The sequence below is a fragment of the Kribbella sp. NPDC050241 genome (assembly GCF_044459685.1).
Taxonomy (GTDB): domain Bacteria; phylum Actinomycetota; class Actinomycetes; order Propionibacteriales; family Kribbellaceae; genus Kribbella.
Window position 1 is genome coordinate 438,328 of the sequence record NZ_JBITJE010000001.1, and the last position, 19,831, is coordinate 458,158.

At 68.1% G+C, this 19,831-nt stretch carries 15 protein-coding genes; 13 read left to right on the forward strand and 2 right to left on the reverse strand.

Annotated elements, in window-relative coordinates:
* Positions 1 to 4 precede the first annotated feature (4 nt).
* Genes ACIBG5_RS01975 through ACIBG5_RS02000 form a run of 6 tightly spaced genes read left to right on the forward strand, consistent with a single transcriptional unit; the run spans position 5 to position 8,720 of the window.
* Entirely contained in the window at positions 5 to 1,402 is a 1,398-nt protein-coding gene (locus ACIBG5_RS01975) for a cytochrome ubiquinol oxidase subunit I (protein WP_396389557.1), read from the forward strand.
* A gap of 17 nt (positions 1,403 to 1,419) precedes the next feature.
* Positions 1,420 to 2,403, forward strand: a complete 984-nt coding sequence (gene cydB, locus ACIBG5_RS01980) for a cytochrome d ubiquinol oxidase subunit II (protein WP_396389558.1) — start codon at positions 1,420 to 1,422, stop codon at positions 2,401 to 2,403.
* Positions 2,404 to 2,461: 58 nt separating this feature from the next.
* The gene (locus ACIBG5_RS01985) at positions 2,462 to 4,039 is read left to right on the forward strand and encodes a GMC oxidoreductase (RefSeq protein WP_396389559.1); all 1,578 of its coding nucleotides are present in this window, start codon (positions 2,462 to 2,464) and stop codon (positions 4,037 to 4,039) included.
* A 30-nt stretch (positions 4,040 to 4,069) separates the two neighbouring features.
* Positions 4,070 to 5,446 carry a glucose-6-phosphate dehydrogenase (NADP(+)) gene (locus ACIBG5_RS01990; protein WP_396389560.1) on the forward strand — a complete coding sequence of 459 codons (1,377 nt, stop codon included), beginning with the start codon at positions 4,070 to 4,072 and terminating at the stop codon, positions 5,444 to 5,446.
* Between the two features lie 17 nt (positions 5,447 to 5,463).
* Entirely contained in the window at positions 5,464 to 6,861 is a 1,398-nt protein-coding gene (locus tag ACIBG5_RS01995) for an NAD(P)/FAD-dependent oxidoreductase (protein ID WP_396389561.1), read from the forward strand.
* Positions 6,825 to 8,720 carry a glycoside hydrolase family 15 protein gene (locus ACIBG5_RS02000; protein WP_396389562.1) on the forward strand — a complete coding sequence of 632 codons (1,896 nt, stop codon included), beginning with the start codon at positions 6,825 to 6,827 and terminating at the stop codon, positions 8,718 to 8,720. The genes ACIBG5_RS01995 and ACIBG5_RS02000 overlap by 37 nt, the downstream gene beginning before the upstream one ends.
* 41 nt (positions 8,721 to 8,761) lie before the next feature.
* Here ACIBG5_RS02000 and ACIBG5_RS02005 read toward each other — a convergent pair whose 3' ends face one another.
* Positions 8,762 to 9,955 carry a cation:proton antiporter gene (locus ACIBG5_RS02005; RefSeq protein WP_396389563.1) on the reverse strand — a complete coding sequence of 398 codons (1,194 nt, stop codon included), beginning with the start codon at positions 9,953 to 9,955 and terminating at the stop codon, positions 8,762 to 8,764.
* 187 nt (positions 9,956 to 10,142) lie between these two features.
* Between ACIBG5_RS02005 and ACIBG5_RS02010 the strand changes: the two genes are divergently transcribed.
* From ACIBG5_RS02010 to ACIBG5_RS02040, 7 genes are all read left to right on the forward strand, one after another.
* Positions 10,143 to 10,982 carry an ABC transporter ATP-binding protein gene (locus ACIBG5_RS02010; protein WP_396389564.1) on the forward strand — a complete coding sequence of 280 codons (840 nt, stop codon included), beginning with the start codon at positions 10,143 to 10,145 and terminating at the stop codon, positions 10,980 to 10,982.
* Entirely contained in the window at positions 10,979 to 11,806 is an 828-nt protein-coding gene (locus ACIBG5_RS02015; RefSeq protein WP_396389566.1) for an ABC transporter ATP-binding protein, read from the forward strand. The genes ACIBG5_RS02010 and ACIBG5_RS02015 overlap by 4 nt, the downstream gene beginning before the upstream one ends.
* Positions 11,803 to 13,659: an AMP-dependent synthetase/ligase gene (locus ACIBG5_RS02020; RefSeq protein WP_396389567.1), complete on the forward strand. Its 1,857-nt coding sequence runs from the start codon at positions 11,803 to 11,805 to the stop codon at positions 13,657 to 13,659. Before ACIBG5_RS02015 ends, ACIBG5_RS02020 begins: the two co-directional genes overlap by 4 nt.
* Positions 13,656 to 14,543 (forward strand): branched-chain amino acid ABC transporter permease, encoded by an 888-nt coding sequence (locus tag ACIBG5_RS02025; RefSeq protein ID WP_360449351.1) that lies wholly within the window; start codon positions 13,656 to 13,658, stop codon positions 14,541 to 14,543. Before ACIBG5_RS02020 ends, ACIBG5_RS02025 begins: the two co-directional genes overlap by 4 nt.
* Positions 14,540 to 15,655 carry a branched-chain amino acid ABC transporter permease gene (locus tag ACIBG5_RS02030; protein WP_396389568.1) on the forward strand — a complete coding sequence of 372 codons (1,116 nt, stop codon included), beginning with the start codon at positions 14,540 to 14,542 and terminating at the stop codon, positions 15,653 to 15,655. The genes ACIBG5_RS02025 and ACIBG5_RS02030 overlap by 4 nt, the downstream gene beginning before the upstream one ends.
* 45 nt (positions 15,656 to 15,700) lie before the next feature.
* Positions 15,701 to 17,002 (forward strand): ABC transporter substrate-binding protein, encoded by a 1,302-nt coding sequence (locus ACIBG5_RS02035; protein WP_396389569.1) that lies wholly within the window; start codon positions 15,701 to 15,703, stop codon positions 17,000 to 17,002.
* A gap of 138 nt (positions 17,003 to 17,140) precedes the next feature.
* Positions 17,141 to 18,541 carry an alkaline phosphatase PhoX gene (locus tag ACIBG5_RS02040; RefSeq protein WP_396389570.1) on the forward strand — a complete coding sequence of 467 codons (1,401 nt, stop codon included), beginning with the start codon at positions 17,141 to 17,143 and terminating at the stop codon, positions 18,539 to 18,541.
* A gap of 47 nt (positions 18,542 to 18,588) precedes the next feature.
* Here ACIBG5_RS02040 and ACIBG5_RS02045 read toward each other — a convergent pair whose 3' ends face one another.
* A complete protein-coding gene (locus ACIBG5_RS02045; RefSeq protein ID WP_396389571.1) occupies positions 18,589 to 19,827 on the reverse strand; it encodes an ATP-grasp domain-containing protein in 1,239 nt (412 codons plus the stop codon).
* Between the last annotated feature and the right edge of the window lie 4 nt (positions 19,828 to 19,831).

Genomic DNA, 19,831 nt, shown 5'->3' on the forward strand with positions numbered 1-19,831 from the left:
TGCGATGGACCCGACCGACCTGGCCCGTATCCAGTTCGCCACGACCAGCATCTACCACTTCGTCTTCGTTCCGATCACGATCGGGCTGGCGTTTCTGGTCGCCGTACTGCACACCAAGTGGTACCGATCGGGCAAGGAGGATCACAAGCGCTTGACCCGGTTCTTCGGTCACCTGCTGCTGATCAACATCGCCGTCGGGGTGGTCACCGGGCTGGTGCAGGAGTTCCAGTTCGGCACGAACTGGTCGGCGTACTCGCGATTCGTCGGCGACGTGTTCGGTGCACCACTCGCGATGGAGGGACTGGCGGCGTTCTTCCTGGAATCGACGTTCGTGGGCTTGTGGGTCTTCGGCTGGAACGTGCTGCCCCGGCGGGTCCACCTCGCCACGATCTGGCTGGTCGCCGTCGGGGCCTCGCTCTCGGCCGCGTTCATCATGGCCGCGAACTCGTGGATGCAGCACCCGGTGGGTTACACCACCAACGCCCAGACCGGGCGGCCGGAGCTCAGTTCGATCGGAGACCTGTTCACGAACCCCGTGTTCGTCTGGGGCTACATCCACGTGCTTCTGGCTTCGCTGCTGACCGGAGCCGTGCTGATGCTGGCAGTGTCCGCGTGGCAACTGCGCCGCCGCGAGAACAGCGGGCTCTTCCGCGGTTCGGCCAAACTCGCGATCATCGTGCTGCTCCCCGTCTCGGTCCTGGCGCTGGGGGTGGGCAGCCACCTCGGTGTGGTGGAGGCGGAGTACCAGCCTATGAAGATCTCGGCCGCCGAGGCGCAGTGGGAGACCTGTCAGCCGTGCTCGTTCTCGCTGTTCCAGATCCGCGGCGGCAGGAACGACGAGACCCCGACGCAACTGCTCGAAGTACCCCATCTGCTGTCCGTGCTCGCCACCGGCACGTGGAACGGCCAGGTGGAGGGCCTCAACGAGCTGCAGGCGGCCGACGTCCAGCAGTACGGCGAAGGCAACTACGTACCCAACGTGTTCGTTCAGTACTGGTCGATGCGGGTGATGGCCTACCTCGGCAGCCTGCTGGTGTTGATCGGCGTGTGGGGAGCCTGGCTGCTGTACCGCCGCAAACTCACGCAGTCGCGATTGTTCCTCGCGGTGGCGACCTGGGCGGTGCTTGCACCGGTCCTGATGAACACGGCCGGCTGGATGCTGACAGAGAACGGTCGGCAGCCGTGGCTCGTCCAGGGACTGATGAAGACCGCGGACGGCGTGTCCACCTCGGTCAGCACGACCGAGCTGGCGATCAGTCTGGCGGCGCTGGTCGTCGTCTACCTGCTGCTCGGCATCGCCTACGTGTTCCTGATGCTGCGCTACGCGCGGCGCGGCCTCGAACTCGACCATGCCGAGGAAGAGCCCGGCCGCGATCCCCGCACGCCGGCGATCACCTACTAGCGAGCCGGGAGGCAGCCATGGGACTACCCGAGCTGTGGTTCGTGATCATCGCGGTCCTGTGGACCGGTTTCTTCGTGCTGGAGGGTTTCGACTTCGGCGTCGGCGTACTGCACCGGGTGCTCGGCCGGACCGATCGGGAGCGCCGGGTGGTGATCAACACGATCGGCCCGTTCTGGGACGGCAACGAGGTCTGGCTGGTCGTCGGCGGTGCGGGGATCTTCGCCGCCTTCCCCGACTGGTACGCCAGCTGGTTCTCGGCGAGCTACCTCGCGGTCCTGCTGCTGCTGGTGGCGCTGATCATGCGCGGCGTGTCCTTCGAGTTCCGTGGCAAGGTCGACACGCACGGCTGGCGCCGGTTGTGGAGCGGCACGCTGACGACCGGCAGCCTGCTGGCGCCGCTCGTCCTCGGGATCGCACTCGGTGACCTGATCGCGGGCCTCCCGATCAACGTCGACGGCGAGTTCACCGGCTCGTTCTGGGATCTCTTCACGCCGTTCGGCCTGTGGACCGGGCTGACGCTGGTGACGTTGTGCCTTGTGAACGGGGCGACGTTCGTCGGCATCAGGACCACCGGTGAGCTGCGCCTGCGAGCGCACCGCACCGCCGGCCGGGTCGGCTGGGCGGGCTTCGTGGTGGTCACGGTCTTCGCGGTCTGGACCCTCGTCATCGCCGGCCACGGCTGGGGGCCGATCCTGCCCCTGGCGATCGCCCCGGCAGCACTGGTCGGCTCCGTCTGGGCGGTGCACGGCGAACGTGACGGCACCGCGTTCATGCTGTCCGCGACAGCGATGGCACTTGCCGTGGCGGGGCTGTTCGCCGCCCTCTACCCGCAGGTCCTGGTGTCGAGCACAGACCCCGCGTACAGCCTCACGGTCGACAACTCCGCGTCGGCCCACTACGCGCTCACGGTGATGAGCGTGATCGCGCTGGTGTTCCTGCCCTTGGTGCTGCTCTACCAGGCCTGGTCGTACTTCGTGTTCCGTCACCGGCTGAGTGCATAGCGGCTTCACCCCACCGGGGTGAGGTATCTCGTCCGCATCCGTCGAAGGATCAAGCGGTATGGCGGGCGATCAGCACTTCGACGTGATCATCATCGGCACCGGCGCGGGAGGCGGCACGCTGGCCCATCGGCTGGCGCCGTCCGGAAAGCGGGTCCTCCTGCTCGAACGGGGGGACTATCTGCCGCGAGAACGCGAGAACTGGTCCTCCGCGGCGGTGTTCGTCCAGGGCCGGTACCGCGCGCCGGAGTCCTGGTACGACCAGCACGGCCACGAGTTCCCGCCGGAGACCAACTACTACGTGGGTGGAAACACCAAGTTCTACGGCGCCGCCCTGTTCCGGCTGCGACCGCAGGACTTCACTGAGTTGCAGCACCACGATGGCGTCTCACCTGCCTGGCCGGTGACGTACGACGACTTCGAGCCGTACTACACCGAGGCCGAGCATCTGTACCGTGTCCACGGCCGCCATGGCGAGGATCCCGGCGAGGGACCGGCCAGTGCGGAGTACCGCTTCGCGCCGGTCGAGCACGAGCCCCGGATCCAGCAGTTGAACGACGACCTGGAGAAGCAGGGGCTGCATCCGTTCCACCTGCCGATCGGCGTCGACCTCATCCAGGACGAGCACGGCCGGGCGACCCGGGACAGCGTTTGCATCCGGTGCGACCGGGTGGACGGTTTTCCCTGCCTGGCCCAGGCGAAGTCGGACGCGCAGGTGATCTGCGTCGACCCGGCGTTGCAGCACGAGAACGTCTCGATGCTGACGAACGCCAAGGTGGTGCGCCTCGAGACCGACCCGACGGGACGAACGGTCTCGCAGGTCGTGACGGAGGTCGACGGGTCGACCGAGCGGTTCAGTGCCGACGTCGTGGTCGTCGCCTGCGGCGCGGTCAATTCCGCCGTACTGCTGCTGAACTCGGCCAACGACCGTCATCCGAACGGTCTCGCGAACAGCTCGGACGTCGTCGGCCGCCACTACCTACGGCACAACAACCTCGCGCTGATGGCGGTGTCGAAGGAGCCGAACCCGACCCGGTTCCAGAAGACCCTGGCGATGAACGACTGGTATCTGGGTGCCGACGACTGGGACTACCCGCTCGGCGGGATGCAGATGCTGGGCAAGTCCGACACCGAGCAGGTGCGCAGCGGTGCGCCGCGCTGGGCCGGCAAGGTCTCGCCGGGCATGCCGTTCGAGGTGATCGCCCACCACGCGGTCGACTTCTGGCTGTGCGGTGAGGACCTTCCGCTGCCGGACAACCGGGTCACCGTGCGCAAGGACGGCTCGATCCAGCTCGCCCTGGACGAGAACAACAACGTCGAGGGCGTCAATCGGCTGAGGCACAAGCTGCAGGACATGCTCGGCGACCTGGGGATGCACGAGCACCGGCTGCTCGACCACAGCATCTACCTGCACAAGGGGATGCCGATCGGCGCCACCGCGCACCAGGCCGGCACCGTGCGGTTCGGCGACGACCCGGCGAGTTCCGCGCTCGACGTGAACTGCAAGGCCCACGACCTCGACAACCTGTACGTCGTCGACACCAGCTTCTTCCCGAGCATCGGTGCGGTGAATCCCTCGCTGACCGCGATCGCGAACGCGCTCCGGGTCGGCGACCACATCCTCGACCGGCTGCGCTGAGCCCCGCGCTCCGGACTGATTGGAGTACGTATGCCAACCGCCGACATGGACGCACTGGTGATCTTCGGTGCGACCGGTGATCTTGCCAAGCTGGAGACCTTCCCTGCCCTGGTCGGGCTGGTCGACCGGGGGGTGCTCGACGTCCCGATCGTCGGGGTGGCCAAGAGCGGCTGGGGACTCGATCAGTTCCGCGAGTACGCCGCGGCCTCGTTACGAGCCAACGGGATCGACCCAGCCGCCCCCGCGGCGGCCGGCATGCTCGGCCTGCTGCGGTACGTCGACGGCGACCTCGACGACGACGCGACGTACACGGCGATGGCCGACGAGGTCGGCACCGGCGGTCACGCGCTGTTCTATCTCGAGGTACCGCCGCCGCTGTTCGGCCGGATCGCCCAGGGCATCGCGAAGGCGGGCAAGGCCGACGGGGCCCGGGTGATGGTCGAGAAGCCCTTCGGCACCGACCTGAAGAGCGCACAGCAGCTCAACGCGACGATGAGCGAGGTCTTCCCCCAGAGCGCCATCTACCGGGTGGACCACTGGCTCGGCCTGGACCCGCTGGAGAACGTGCTGTTCGCACGCTTCGCCAACTCGGTGATCGAACCGCTGCTCAACCGCGACCATGTGGAGAGCATCCAGATCACCATGGCGGAGAGTTTCGACGTCTCCGACCGCGGCAGCTTCTACGACCGCACCGGCGCGATCCGCGACGTCTTGCAGAACCACATGTTGCAGGTGCTCGCGAGCGTGCTGGCCGATCCGCCGGGCCATCTCGCCGACGCCGCCTGGCGGGCTCAGAAGGGCGCGGTCATCGGCTCGCTACGCCCGCTGACCGCCGAAGACACGGTGCTCGGGCAGTACGACGGCTACCTCGACGTCGCCGGCGTCGATCCACACTCCCGGACCGAAAGCTACGTCGCGGTCCGGCTGACCCTCGACACCTGGCGCTGGGCCGGCGTGCCGATCGCGATCCGCGCCGGGAAATGCATGCCGGTGACGGCGACCGAGGTGGCGATCCGGTTCCGCCGGCCACCGCAGGACATCTTCGACCTCGGGCCGTCCGGGGGCGCGAACCAGTTGCGGTTCCGGATCTGGCCGGAGAGCCAGGTCGGGATCACGCTGACCGGGAAGAAGCCCGGCGCCGGCTGGACCCCGCAGGCCGAGGACCTCACCTTCGCCGAAGCACCGGGAACCGATCAGCGACCGTACGACCGGCTGATCGGGGCGGCACTGCTGGGCCGGCAGGCGCTGTTCGCCGCGCAGGAGACGGTCGAGGCTGCGTGGCGGGTGGTCGAGCCGGTGATCGGTGGTGACCTGCCCGTCGTCCCGTACGCCAGGGGAAGTTGGGGCCCGAAGGAGGCCGACGCCTTGCTGCCGCACGGCGTGATCTGGCACGACCCGGCAGGATGATCGAAGGGGCCGGGCCGATGACAGAGCGGACCAGCAGCGGCGCTCGGGATCCAGCGGAGCCTCGCCGGGTGGTGATCGTGGGCGGCGGCTTCGCCGGTCTGTTCGCGGCCCGTGCATTCCGACGCCGACCGGTGCAGGTCACCCTCGTGGACCGCGCCACCCACCACCTGTTCCAGCCGCTGCTGTACCAATGCGCCACCGGGGTGCTGTCCGAGGGCCAGATCGCCATGCCGCTGCGGGCGATCCTGCGCAAGCACCGCAACGTCGACTGCGTGCTCGCCGAGGTGACCGGCTTCGACATCGAGGCCCGCATCGTGCACGCGATGCGGCCGACCGGAGGCGACATCGAGTTCCCGTACGACGACCTGATCCTGGCCGCCGGCGTACGGCAGTCGTACTTCGGGCATGACGAGTTCGCCACGTTCGCACCCGGGATGAAGACGCTCGCGGACGCACTACTGATCCGCCGCCGCGTCTTCGGTGCCTTCGAGATGGCACAGTCGGCCACCGATCCCGAGGAACGCCGGCGATGGCTCACGTTCGCGCTGGTCGGCGCCGGTCCCACCGGTGTCGAACTGGCCGGGCAGATCCGCGAGGTGGCCACCTCGACGCTGAGCAAGCAGTTCCACGACGTCGATCCCACCGAGGCCAAGGTGCTGCTCTTCGACGGCGGCGACGCGCCGCTCGCGCCGTTCGGGCCGAAGCTGTCCGGCAAGGCCGCCGCCGCGCTGACACGCCTCGGTGTCGAGCTGCACCTGGGATCGATCGTCACCGACGTGAACGCGAACGGGCTGGTGGTCCGTGGACCCGACGGCGCGAGTACGTCGTACCAGGCCGGAACCGTGCTGTGGGCCGCCGGGGTGGCGGCTCCGCCGGTCGCCGACGTGCTTGCGAAGGCTACCGGCGTCGATCAGGACCGGGCCGGGCGGATCAAGGTCCAGCCGGATCTGACCCTGCCCGGCCATCCGGAGATCTCCGTGGTCGGTGACGTGATGAGCCTCGACCGCCTTCCCGGCGTCGGCGAGGTGGCCATGCAGACCGGCTACTACGCGGCGAAACGGATCCGGAACGAGGTGGACGGCAAGACGGACCCACCGAAGCCGTTCAAGTACCGCGACTTCGGCTCGGCGGCGTACATCGCGCGCGGTCAGGCGGTCGTCGAGGTCGGCCGGGTGCGTCTCAGCGGCAAGCTCGGCTGGCTGTCGTGGCTCGGCATCCACATCGCCTTCCTGACCGGGTACCGCAACCGCGTCGGCGCGGTGCTCAGCTGGGCGGTCGCCTTCAGCCGGGAGACCCGGCGCGAACGAGCCTTCACGATGCAGCAGGTCGCGCCCGGCGGCGCCGATCTCTATCGCAACCGAACAGGAGACGACTCCTCATGGCCGACTACCCACCCATCGCCGAACACGGACTGATCGGCGATCTGCAGACCGCCGCGCTGGTGACCACCGACGGCTCCATCGACTGGTTCTGCTGCCCACGGTTCGACTCGCCGAGTGTCTTCGCCGCTCTGCTCGACCATGAACGCGGCGGCTACTTCCGGGCGCGGGCGACCGGTCGTGACGTCACCAGCCGGCAGCTGTACTTCCCGGACACCGCCATCCTGATCACCCGGTTCATGACCCCGGACGGCGTCGGCGAGGTCGTCGACTTCATGCCGCCGGCCGGCAAGCAGCCCACCGCGAACCACCGGATCCTGCGGGTGATGCGATGCGTACGGGGGCGGATCGACTTCGAGGTGGACATCGTGCCCCGGTTCGACTACGGCCGCACGGAGCACGAGACAAACCTGGTCGGGCAGGGGGCCGTTTTCTCGACCGACGACCTGAGTCTGACCCTGCACGCGGTCCGTGAGCCGGGTGACGAGCGGCTCGCGCAGGTCCGGGTGGACGGCGGCGACCTTCACATCGACTACACGATGACCGCGGGTCAGGCCCGGGGACTGGTGCTGGAGTCCGCGGCCGACGGGCCACCGCGAGAGATCGGGGTCGCGGAGTTCACGGCGATGTTCGACGACGTCACGACGTACTGGCGCAAGTGGCTGTCCAAGTCGACGTACACCGGCCGGTGGCGGGAGATGCTGCAGCGCTCGGCGATCACTCTCAAACTGATGACCTATGCGCCCACCGGAGCCGTCGTGGCCGCACCCACGGCCGGGTTGCCCGAACAGGTCGGCGGTGAACGCAACTGGGACTACCGCTACACGTGGGTTCGGGACGCGTCGTTCTCCGTGTACGCACTGCTCGGCCTGGGGTTCACCGAGGAGGCGGCCGAATTCTGCGCCTGGTTGCGGGACCGCGTGCGGGAGGAGACCACGGGGGACGGCGGTCCACTCAACATCATGTACCGCGTGGACGGTTCGTCCGACCTGATCGAGGAGTCCCTCGAGCATCTGGAGGGCTACCGAGGCTCCCGGCCGGTACGGATCGGCAACGGCGCCTCGGACCAGCGGCAGATGGACATCTTCGGCGAGGCGCTGGACAGCATCTACTTCGCCGACCAGCACGGCATCGAGCTCGACCACCACGGCTGGATGGCGTTGCGCGGCATCGCCGACTGGCTGACCGACCACTGGGACCTGCCGGGTGCGGGGATCTGGGAGACGCGCGGCGGGCCGAAGGACTTCACCTATGGCCGGGTGATGAGCTGGGTTGCCCTCGACCGGGCGATCAGGATGGCCGCGAAGCACGGCCGGCCGGCGGCGGTGGAGCGCTGGACCGAGAGCCGGGACCTGATCTACAACCAGGTGATGGCACGCGGCTGGAACGAGAAGATCGGAGCCTTCGTCCAGCACTACGACGACACCGTACTCGACTCGTCATTGTTGCGGATGGCAACGGTCGGCTTCATCGCACCCACCGACCCGATGTGGCTGTCGACGCTGGACGCGATGGACGCCGGGCTCGTGGTCGACAGTCTCGTCTATCGCTACGACCCGGCCGCCTCGCCGGACGGGCTGGCAGGCGACGAGGGGACGTTCTCGCTCTGTACCTTCAACTACGTCGACGCGCTGGCCCGGGCCGGCCGGCTCGAGGAAGCCCGGCTCATCTTCGAGAAGATGCTCACCTACGCCAACCACGTCGGCCTGTACTCCGAAGAGATCGGTTCGACCGGCGAACAGCTCGGCAACTTCCCGCAGGCGTTCACGCACCTCGCGCTGATCGACGCGGCCATCACTCTCAACGCAGCGCTGGACGAGGCGAGGGCCGAGGGGCGGACCACCGTGACGGACGTCCCGGCCGCGCGCCGTAAGGCGGATGCGGCGGTGACCTGACCGGTCACGGACCCCGGCGATCCTGACCCTGGCCTTTCCGGCTAGGGCCGGGGTTCGTCGAGGACGTCGGGGGTGCGGATCAGCCGGCGATCGATGGCGACCGCGATCGCGGGGTACACCAGCACCGACAAGACGCCGGCGCCCACCAGGGCGGCGGCGTTCTCCGGGAGCATGTGACCGGTCTCGAGCCCGATCTCGCTGAGGGCGACGAGCAGCGGCAGGGCCGTCGACACGACGAAGACGAGTTCGAACCGTCTCGTCCGGGGGAGTGCGGTCCGGTAGATCAGCAGCGTTGGAAGGCCGCGGACGACCAGGAGCAGCAGGAAGAACAGGAACAGCCGCGCCGGAGCTTCGACGATGGACCGCACGTCCAGGCCCATCCCTGACGAGACGAAGAAGATGGGGATGAAGAAGCCGTAGCCGACGGCGTCGAGCTTGTGATCGAGCGCCTCGACGTTCCCGGGCGCCCACCGGCGCAGTACGACGCCGGCCACGAAGGCTCCGAGGACGACGTCGAGGCCGAAGTCGTTGGCGACGACGAGCAGGAGCAGCAGCATCGCGACGGTCCACCGCAGCGTGGTCTGCGAGGTCGCGTGCTCTCCTTCCGACAGGATCCGGGCGATCCGTCCACCGCGACCCAGCCGGGGGATCAGACTCAGCAGCAGCGCGAGGACGCCCATCCCGACGAGGGAGATCAGCCCGATGAACCGGCCGTTCGACCCGAGGAAGATCGCGATCGCCACGACCGGCAGGAACTCCCCGACCGCCCCGGCCGCGAGGACGTAGGGGCCGAACGAACCGCGCAGCATGTTGTTGTCCCGCAGGATCGGCAACAGCGTTCCCAGCGCCGTCGTGGTCAGACCGAGCGCGACCGGTACGAACGCCTTCACGACGCCAAGTGCGGCGAAGCCCCCGACGACCGCACCGGCCAGCGCCACCGTGACCAGCCATCCGACGATGGCGAGTTTGCCGGCCCGCTGCTTGAAGACCGCCAGTTCCAGCTCGTATCCCGCCAGCAGGAACAAGAACCCCAGACCTACGTTCGCGAGCAGTTCGATGCTGTCCGGGTCGGCCCAGCCGAGCACCTGTGGCCCGACGACCACACCGCCGAGAATGAGCACCACGACCTGCGGGATCCGCGCCTTGCTCCACAATCCCACGATGACCGGCGTCACGGCTGCCACCAGCACGACCACGAAAAGACTGGTCAGTCCCTGACCGAGATCACTGCCCATCCGTTCAGCGTGGCTGCTCGTGCGCCCCGGGTCGTCCCCTGCCCCGGACGATCCGGGCCGGCGGTGATCCGGGGGCCCCGCGCTGTAATACCAGTGGCGTAACTGGTTATGCTCCTGTCCCGGGATCACGGTTTGGGTGACAGTGTCCGATTTCCGGGCTGCCAGGCCTTCACGGATGTCAGTGGTGATGTCACACTCACTCGCCAGAGCGGTGGCAACCATCGGGGATCCGGGAGGCCGGGTGCTGGCGGCGAAGAACCTCGAGGTCGTCTACGACGACGTGATGCTGGTGCTGCGGGGCGTCGGCCTCGAGGTCCCGCAGGGACGGATCGTCGCCCTGCTGGGGGCCAACGGCGCCGGCAAGTCCACGCTGCTGCGCGCGCTGTCCGGCCTGCTCGACGTCCACGACGGCGAGGTCCGGCGCGGGTCGATCACCCTGGACGGCGAGCCGATCCACTCGTACGGCGCCAGCCGGATCGCTGCCCTGGGCATCAAACAGGTGATGGAGGGACGGCGGATCCTCGCCGACCTGACCGTCGAGGACAACCTGCGGATCGGCGGACACGTCCGCCCGCGCTCGATCCGGAGCAACCTGGACCGCACCTACCAGATGTTCCCGGTGCTGGCCGATCGGCGGCGTTCGCTGGCCGGCTACCTGTCCGGTGGCGAGCAGCAGATGCTGGCGATCGGCCGGGCGCTGATGTCCGATCCGAAGTACCTGCTGCTGGACGAGCCGAGCCTGGGCCTGGCGCCGATGATCGTGCACCAGATCCGGGACGTGATCGTGCAGATCAACCAGGAGGGCACCACCGTGCTCCTGGTCGAGCAGAACGCGGCGATGGCGCTGTCGATCGCCGAGCACGGCTACGTGCTGGAGAACGGCGCGATGGTGATGGACAAGCCCGCGGCCGATCTGCTCGCGGACGGCGACGTCCGGGAGTTCTACCTGGGCCTCGGCGCCGAAGGCTCGACGAAGTCCTTCCGCGACGTGAAGCACTACCGCCGCCGGAAGCGGTGGCTCTCATGACCGCGACGCAGGCTCGTCAGAGCGAGAGCACGCCGGAATCCACCTCGGTGCTGACGTTCGAGGACGTCGTGCTCGGGTTCGACGGGGTGACTGCTCTCAACGGTGTGACCTTCCAGGTGGATCCAGGCGAACTGTTCGCGGTGATCGGACCCAACGGCGCCGGCAAGACCTCGATCTTCAACGTGCTGTCCGGCGTCTACCGGCCGCAGCGTGGCACCGTGCGGTTCGGTGACGACGACCTGATCGGGCGGCGGCCGCACGCGATCGCGCGGCTCGGCATCGCCCGGACCTTCCAGAACATCGAACTGTTCTCGAACCTGACCGTGCTGGACAACCTGATGCTCGGCCGGCACCTCCATCACCCGTACGGCGTCCTCGCCGCATTCGGCTGGATCGGCAAAGCCCGCCGCAACGAACTGGCCAACCGCCGTGCGGTCGAGGAGATCGTCGACTTCCTCGAGCTGGCGCAGTGGCGGCGACTCCCGGTCGGCCTGCTGCCGTACGGCGTACAGAAGCGGGTCGAGCTCGGCCGGGCCCTGGCCTCGGAACCGAAGCTGTTGCTGCTGGACGAGCCGGTCGCCGGGATGAACCTCGAGGAGACCGAGGACATGGCCCGGTTCATCCTCGACATCCGTGACGAACTCGGGCTGCCGATGGTGATGGTCGAACACGACATGGGTCTGGTGATGGATCTGGCCGACCGGATCATGGTGATCGACTTCGGCCGGCCGATCCGCACCGGTACGCCGAAGGAGGTGGCCACCGACCCCGACGTGGTCCGGGCCTACCTGGGCGAGGAACACCGGGTGGTGGAGCGGTCATGACGACGGTCGCGGCTCCGGTCAGGATGGCGACGATCGCCACCCGGGTGCGGGATCGCGCCGCCGCGTCGCCGGACCTGATCGCCTTGCGGGAGAAGGATCTGGGCATCTGGCAGCAGGTCAGCTGGCAGGGGTACTGGGACACCGCGGAGCTGGTCGCGCACGCCTTGCTTGCCCTCGGCATCGAACCGGGCGACCGCGTCGCGATCCACTCGGAGAACCGGCGCGAGTGGCTCTACACCGACGTCGGCACGGTCGCCGTCCGCGCCGCCACTGTCGGCCTGTACCCGACCAACCCGGTCGCCGAGGTCGGCTATCTGCTCCGCCACTCCGGTGCGAGGGTGCTGATCGCCGAGGACCAGGAGCAGGTCGACAAGGCCCTGGCCATCGACGAGCTGCCCGAACTGATGCACATCGTGTACGTCGAACCCCGCGGCATCCGGAACCGGTACGACGACTCGCGGCTGCTCGCCTGGCCCGATTTCCTCGCGCTCGGCGAGGAGCATCGACAGGCGCATCCGCAGGCCGTGAACCAGCGGATGGACGAGTCGCGCCCGGACGACGTGGTCACGCTGATCTACACCTCCGGCACCACAGGCCCGCCGAAGGGCGTGATGCTCACGGCGGCGAACGTCGACTTCGCCATCCAGGAACTGATCGAGCGCGGCGGCTTCACCGCGCCACCACCGTCGCCCCGCGACAGCGTGCTGTCCTACCTGCCGTTGTGCCACGTCGCGGAGCGGATCTTCAGCGGCTGGTTCGGTGCCGGGGCCGGAGTCTGCGTGCACTTCGCCGAATCGATCGAGACCGTTGCCACCAACCTGCATGAGGTTCAGCCGACCGTCCTGTTCGGCGTACCCCGGATCTGGGAGAAGATCGCGGCCGGGGTGCAGATCCGGGTCGAGTCCGCCGACCCGGTGAAACGCGCGGTCGGTGGCTTCTGGTTACGCCGGGCCGACTGGATCGGCGACGTACTGGCGGCCAACGAAGGTCGTCATACTGCTGCATCCCGAGCGGTCTACGCCGTCGGATGGCTGTTCTGCTACCGGGCACTGAAGGACCGGCTCGGCCTGCGCAAGGTCCGGTACGCCGCCTCCGGTGCCGCGCCGATCGCGCCCGAGGTACTGCGGTTCTTCATGGGCCTGGGCCTGCCGATGCACGAGGTGTACGGCATGACCGAGAACACCGCGGTGGCGACCGCGAACCGCCCGGGCCGGGTCAAGGTCGGCACGGTCGGCGAGCCGCACGCCGGCGTCGAGGTACGGATCGACGAGAGCACCAGCGAGATCCTGACCCGGCACCCGGGCACGTTCGCCGGCTACTGGCACGACCCGGACGCGACCGCGGCGGTGATCGAGCCGGACGGCTGGCTGCACACCGGCGACGTGGGGGAGTGGGTCGACGGCACGCATCTGCGCATCACCGACCGGATGAAGGACATCATCATCACCGCGGGCGGCAAGAACGTCGCGCCGTCGGAGATCGAGAACGCGCTCAAGGCGTCGCCGTACATCAAGGAGGCGCTCGTGGTCGGCGACCGCCGCAAGTTCCTCGCCGCCCTGATCGGCATCGAACCGGACACGGTCGGCCATTGGGCCCAGGTGCACCGGCTGCCCTACTCGACGTACGGCGATCTGTCCGCGAAGCCTGAGGTGATCGCGCTGGTGCAGACCGTCGTGGACGAGGTGAACGTACGGTTCGCCACCGTCGAGCAGGTCCGGTCGTTCCGGCTGCTGCCGAAGTTGCTGGATCACGAGGACGGCGAGCTGACCGCGACCCAGAAGCTGAAGCGCAGCGCCGTGACGACCTCGTTCGCCGAACTGGTCGAGTCCATGTACGCGGAGGGTGCCCGGTGAACGAGTTCATCGCCACGGTGGTCCGCGGGCTCGGCAACGGGTCGATCTATGCCTTGCTGGCGCTGGGATTCGTGATCGTCTACAAGTCGATGCGGGTGATCAGCTTCGCCCAGCCGGCCTTCATGATGGCCGGCGCCCTGCTGGTCAGCTACTTCGTGCTGTCGATGAACTTCTTCCTCGCCGTCGTGGTCGCGCTGGTGCTGACCGCGCTGCTCGGGGCCGGCGTGGAGCGGCTGGCGCTGCGGCCGATGATCGGCAAACCGGTGTTCGTGATCGCGATCATCACCCTCGGCGTCGACATCGTGATCCGCACGGTGGTGAACGCGTTCATCGGCCTGGACATCCGTCAGATGGGCGACCCGTGGGGTCTGCGGCAGGTCGACGTACTGGGGGTGAAGGTCGATCAGCGGCACCTGGCCACGCTGGTCACGACGCTGATCGTGGTCGCCGCGCTGTTCGCCTTCTACCGCTGGTCGCGGACCGGACTGGCGATGCGCGCGGCGTCGTCGGACCAGGAGGTCGCGCTCGCGCAGGGCGTCTCGGTCGGCCGGGTCTTCTCGCTGTCATGGGCACTCGCGGCGGCCCTCGCCGGATTGGCCGGTGTGTTCCTGTCGACCGGCATCGGACTCGAGCAGAATCTCTGGCTGACTGCTCTCAAGGCTCTGCCGGTGATCATTCTCGGTGGCCTCGACTCCCTCGGTGGAGCGGTGGTCGCCGGACTCTCGATCGGCGTGGTCGAGGCGCTGGTCGGCAGCTACGGCGCAGACCTGCACCCGGTCTTCGGCGGCGACTTCTTCCTGGTCGTGCCGTACCTGCTGATGCTGCTCGTCCTTCTGATCAGACCGTACGGCCTCTTCGGCACCAGGGAGGTCGAGCGCATATGAGCACCCGCTCCGGACGACCCATGTTGTACCTGACCTACGGGCAGGACATGGCGTTGCTCAACACCTCGGCGAAGCGCGGCTGGACCTTGGTGCTGGCGATCGGTGCCGTGTCCTTGCCTTTCCTGCTCACCGACGACCTGCTCCTCGTACTGGCCACCGCATGTGTCGCGTCGATCGGTGCGATCGGCCTGAACATCGTCACCGGGTACGGCGGGCAGGTGTCGCTCGGGCACGCGTTCTTCCTGGGGATCGGGGCGTACACCGCGGCGGCGATCTCGGGTGATCCGGACAGCACCCGGCTGATCGGCTTCGGGATCACCTCGGTGCCGATCTGGCTGCTCGGGGCGGGTCTGGTCGCCGGTCTGGCCGGGCTGATCGTCTCGCCGTTGGCGGCCCGGTTGCGCGGGTTGTACCTGGCGGTGGTGACGCTCGGACTGGTGTTCATCGGGGAGCACATCTTCAAGCACTGGAAGCATCTCACCGGGGGAGTCGGGGTCGGTCGGCCGGCCGCCGTACCGGAGTTGTTCGGGATCCAGTTCGCGGTCGACGGGGAGGTGTTCACGAAGGCACAGAAGCTCTATCTGCTCATGCTGGTGCTGCTGGTGATCTTCGGCGTACTGGCCCGCAATCTCGTCCGGTCCAGGGTCGGCCGGGCGCTGGCCGCCGTCCGGGACCGGGATCTGGCCGCCGAGGTGATCGGCGTCGACGTGACCCGGTACAAGATGATCGCGTTCGCGGTGTCGTCGTTCTACGCCGGCGTCGCGGGCGCGCTGCTGTACGTGATGATCGGGTTCGTCGAGCCCGGGTCGTTCAACCTCGCGCTGTCGGTGCAGTACATCGCGATGATCCTGATCGGTGGCGTCGCCACCATCTCCGGATCGGTGCTCGGCGCCCTGTTCATCACGCTGCTACCGCGGGTCACCCGCGAGCTTCCGGCCGTACTGCCGTTCATCAGCGGCAGTTCAGGTTCCGGGGGCATCACGGTCTTCCAGGTCGAGACGATTCTCTACGGCCTGTTGATCATCGGCTTCCTGATCTTCGAACCTCGAGGGCTCTTCGGGATCTGGAACCGGCTCCGCATTTACTGGAAGTCATGGCCGTTCTCGCACTGACCCCGCAGGTCTGGGGGCCACCGACCGGCCGGAGAAGGAGTATCGATGAGCGTTCGCAGGGGAATCGCCATCGCGCTGGTAGCGGCGATGGCTGTGCTGGTGGGGTGCCGGAACGACGCCCCGGAGACGCAGGAGGCTGGTTCGGGCGTCAAGTTCGACGTCGGGGTCACCAGTGAGCCGTGCCCGGGCGCGGTCGACGCGGAAAAGGGCTGCATCTACCTCGGGTCGATCTCGGACCTGACCGAGGGCCCGTTCAAGGCACTCGGCGTACCGATCACCGAGGCCCAGAAGGCGTTCTGGAAGCGGGTCAACACAGCCGGCGGGATCGGCGACTTCGAGGTCGACGTGACCAAGTTCGTCAAGGACAACAAGTACAACCCGCAGACCCACAACGAGGTGTACGCCGAGATCAAGCCCGACGTACTGGGACTGGCCCAGACGCTCGGCTCACCGACCACGGCCGCCATCCTCGGCGACCTGAAGTCCAGCAACGTGATCGGCGTACCGGCGTCCTGGACCTCGGCCTGGGCGTTCGAGGACGTCATCCTCGAGTCGGGCACGAACTACTGCTTCGAGTCGATGAACTCGGTCGACTTCGGGGCGGAGACGCTGAAGGCCAAGAGCGTCGCCGCGGTGCACTTCCCGGGCGACTACGGTGACGACGCCGCGGCCGGGACCAAGCTCGCGGCCGACGCCAACGGGATGACGTTCACCGACATCCCGACCGCGCCGGGGCAGGAGAACCAGGGGGCGGCCGTCCAGAAGCTGCTCGCGGCCAAGCCCGATCTGGTCATCGTGTCCACCGGTCCGACCGAGGCGGCGACGATCGTCGGCGGAGCTGCCCAGAACGGGTTCAAGGGCCAGTTCATCGGCACCAGCCCGACCTGGAACGCGGCGCTGCTGAAGAGCCCGGCCGCTCCCGCGCTGACCGCGCTCTATCGGCAGTCCGGCCCCTGGGCGCCGTACGGCACCGACACAGCGGGGCACAAGGCGCTGGCCGGCGCGCTGGACCAGACGATGTTCAAGGCCGCGCCGAACGACGGTTACACGGCCGGCTGGGTCTGGTCGTACCCGATGAAGGCGGCCCTGCAGAAGGCCGTCGACTCCAAGGACCTCACCCGCGCCGGGTTGCTGGCCGCGGTGAAGTCGCTGGAGACGGTGGACTACGAGGGGATGCTGCCTGCGGCGGCCGGCAAGTTCGGCGGTACGCCGGACGAGCGGGTGTTCCGGAGCAGCATCATCTCCAAGGTGGACCCGACGGCGCCGACCGGTGTGAAGGTGGAGAAGGACTTCTTCACCGGCAAGACGGCCGAGAAGTACCAGTTCACCAAGCCCTGCTACCAGTAGGTCGTTGAATGTCGTCGTACCCGCGGGTCTGACAGCCCGCGGGTACTTCGGCGCGCGGTTCGCCTTGTCGTTGACTGCCGTTCACCATACGTTCATCGATGACCGGCAGATCTTTTCCGCCCACGAGGAGGCCGTACCGTGTCCGTTGATCCGCATCCCCTGTCCCGACGCCAGTTCGTCAGCCGTGCCGCAGCGGCGGGCGTGGCGGTCAGCCTGGCCGGCTCGGTCGAGGCGCTGTACACCGCGCAACCCGCGCTCGGCACCTCCGGCCCGAAGATCGGCTACGGCCCGCTGATCGAGGACCCGGACGGCATGCTCGACCTGCCGCGCGGTTTCGGCTACAAGATCCTGTCCCGCGAGGGCACGGTCCGGCCGGACGGGCTGAAGATCCCGAGCCGGTTCGACGGCATGGGCGTGTTCCCGGATCGTGATGGCGGGAACCGGCTGGTCCGCAACCACGAGTGCAGCCCCACGTCCGTGATCAAGGTGGTCGCCCCGGCCGAGCGGACGTACGACCCGGCCGGCGCCGGCGGCACCAGCACGCTGGTGGTGGACCGGCACAACGCCGCCGGCAAGGAGTTCGTCAGCCTCGGCGGTACGGCGATCAACTGCTCCGGCGGTCCTACGCCGTGGCGCACCTGGCTGACCTGCGAGGAGACCGAACTCAAGGCCGGCGAGAGCGGTTACACCAAGGACCACGGCTTCATCTTCGAGGTCGACCCGTACGACGACCGCCGCAATGTCGACCCGACCCCGCTGAAGGAGATGGGCCGGTTCCAGCACGAGGCGGTGGCCATCGATCCGTCCACCGGGATCGTGTACGAGACCGAGGACGCGTTCGTCGCGCCGCTCGGCGGCTTCTACCGGTTCCTGCCGAACCGTCCGCGCGGCGGCTGGGGAACGCTGCGGGCCGGCGGCGAACTGCAGGCCATGCACATTCCGGATCTGCCGGACCTGTCCGTCGTCCAGGAGGCCGGCGCGCTGTTCCACGGCGTGCAGTGGGTGAAGGTGCCCGACCCGCTGGCGACGACCGAGTCGGTCCGGGCGCAGGACTACGCGAAGCCGATCACGGGCGGCTACAAGCTCGAGGGCTGCTGGTGGGGCGACCGGGACCGCTGCGTGTACTTCGTCTCGTCGTTCGCCCGGACCGAGCTGGGGCCGAAGGTGGACCACGACGGACAGGTGTGGCGGTACGACCCGCGGAAGGAGACGCTGCGCCTCGAGGTGATCTTCACCCGGCCGAAGCCCGGCTCGGACGACCCGGAGTTCGATGCCCCCGACAACATCACGATGTCGCCGTACGGCGGTCTGATGATGTGTGAGGACGGGCTCGGTGAGCAGCACATCCTCGGTACGACCGAGGACGGCCAGGTGTTCAAGTTCGCCCGCAACCGGGTGAACCTCGGCACGCCGGAGGACCCGGAGTACGGCGAACTGGCCGGCGCCGGCTTCTCCGCCGACGGCCGGACGATGTTCTTCAACGTCTACAACCCCGGCATCACCTACGCCATCACCGGCCCCTGGCGCCGCCGCCGCTGAACACCTGCGGGGATATCCCTTGTTTTCAAGGGATATCCCCGCACGCTTCAGGGGGTGGTGATGACGATGCCGGCCTCCATGTCCAGGACTCGGTGGTAGTCGGCGTCGAGGGTGGCCGGGTCGCTGTGGATCAGGATGACCCAGGCCAGACAGGTGAACAGATCCACGGTCTCGGGTACGACGGCGTCCTCGTCGTACAGGATCTTCATCCAGTGGAACGACTTCAGCGACTCGATGTCGCCGAAGACCTCGCGGTTGCGGAAGTACCCCTCGCGCGGCGCGATGACGAAGATCCCGCGCAGGTGCTGGACCAGGTCGAACCCGTCCCGCACCTCGCCGCGCACCCGGTGGGCCACCGTCCGCTTGATGTGGTTGTCGCCGGTGGCCAGGTCACTGACCATCTGGTGACCGCCGCCGGCCGGCCGCGCCGCGACCTCGATCAGCCGTGGTCCGTCCGGCGTCATCATCACCTCGACGTGACCGCAGCCGACCCGGATGCCGACCGCGTCGAGCACGTCACGGGTGTACGGCCAGAGCGCCTGCACCTCCGCGTCGTCCTCGGCCAGGAAGTCGATCCGCCGGTAGATGCCGATCTTGTCGCCCCGGCCGACCTTCGTGTAGCGGCAGACGTCGACCAGCGCGTGCTTCCCGTCCACGCTGTAGGTGTCGACCAGGTACTCCGTTCCTTCGGCGTACTCCTGGAGCAGGACGGCGTCGTTGATGAGGCCCAGCTTGTTGGTCCGGCCAAGGACCCGGTCGAACCGCTCCCGCCAGTCGCCGTCCTCGAAGACGACGTACACCTCGTCGCCGGCGGCGCTCTTCGGCGGCTTGATCACCAGCCGCTTGCCGAGCAGGTCGTTCTCCTTCAGCCACCGCTCCGCCTCGACCGGATCCGCGGTCAGGAACTGGCGCAACCGCGGCACGCCCGCGGCCGCGAGCGCCTGTGCCATCTCCCACTTGTCCCGCCGCGCCGGCGCCAGCTCCGGGAGGTTGCCAGTGCCGGGCGCCAGGAGCCCGGTCAGCCGGTCGCACAGCTCGACCCCGCTCTCCGCACCAGGCACCAGGTACTCCGGCTCGTACTGCCTCAGCTCCTCGGCCAGCGCCTGTACGTCGCCGGTGAAGTAGTGCACGTGCTCGAAGTCCTCCGGATGCCAGCTCGTCGTGTACGCCGGTGGTGGCTCGGAACCACTGAGTACGGCGACCGGCAGCCGACCCGCCTCGCGGAACGCGGCCGGATATTCCTGTCCCGTGGACAACGGGTCCACGATGATCGTGTAGTTGCTCATCCTG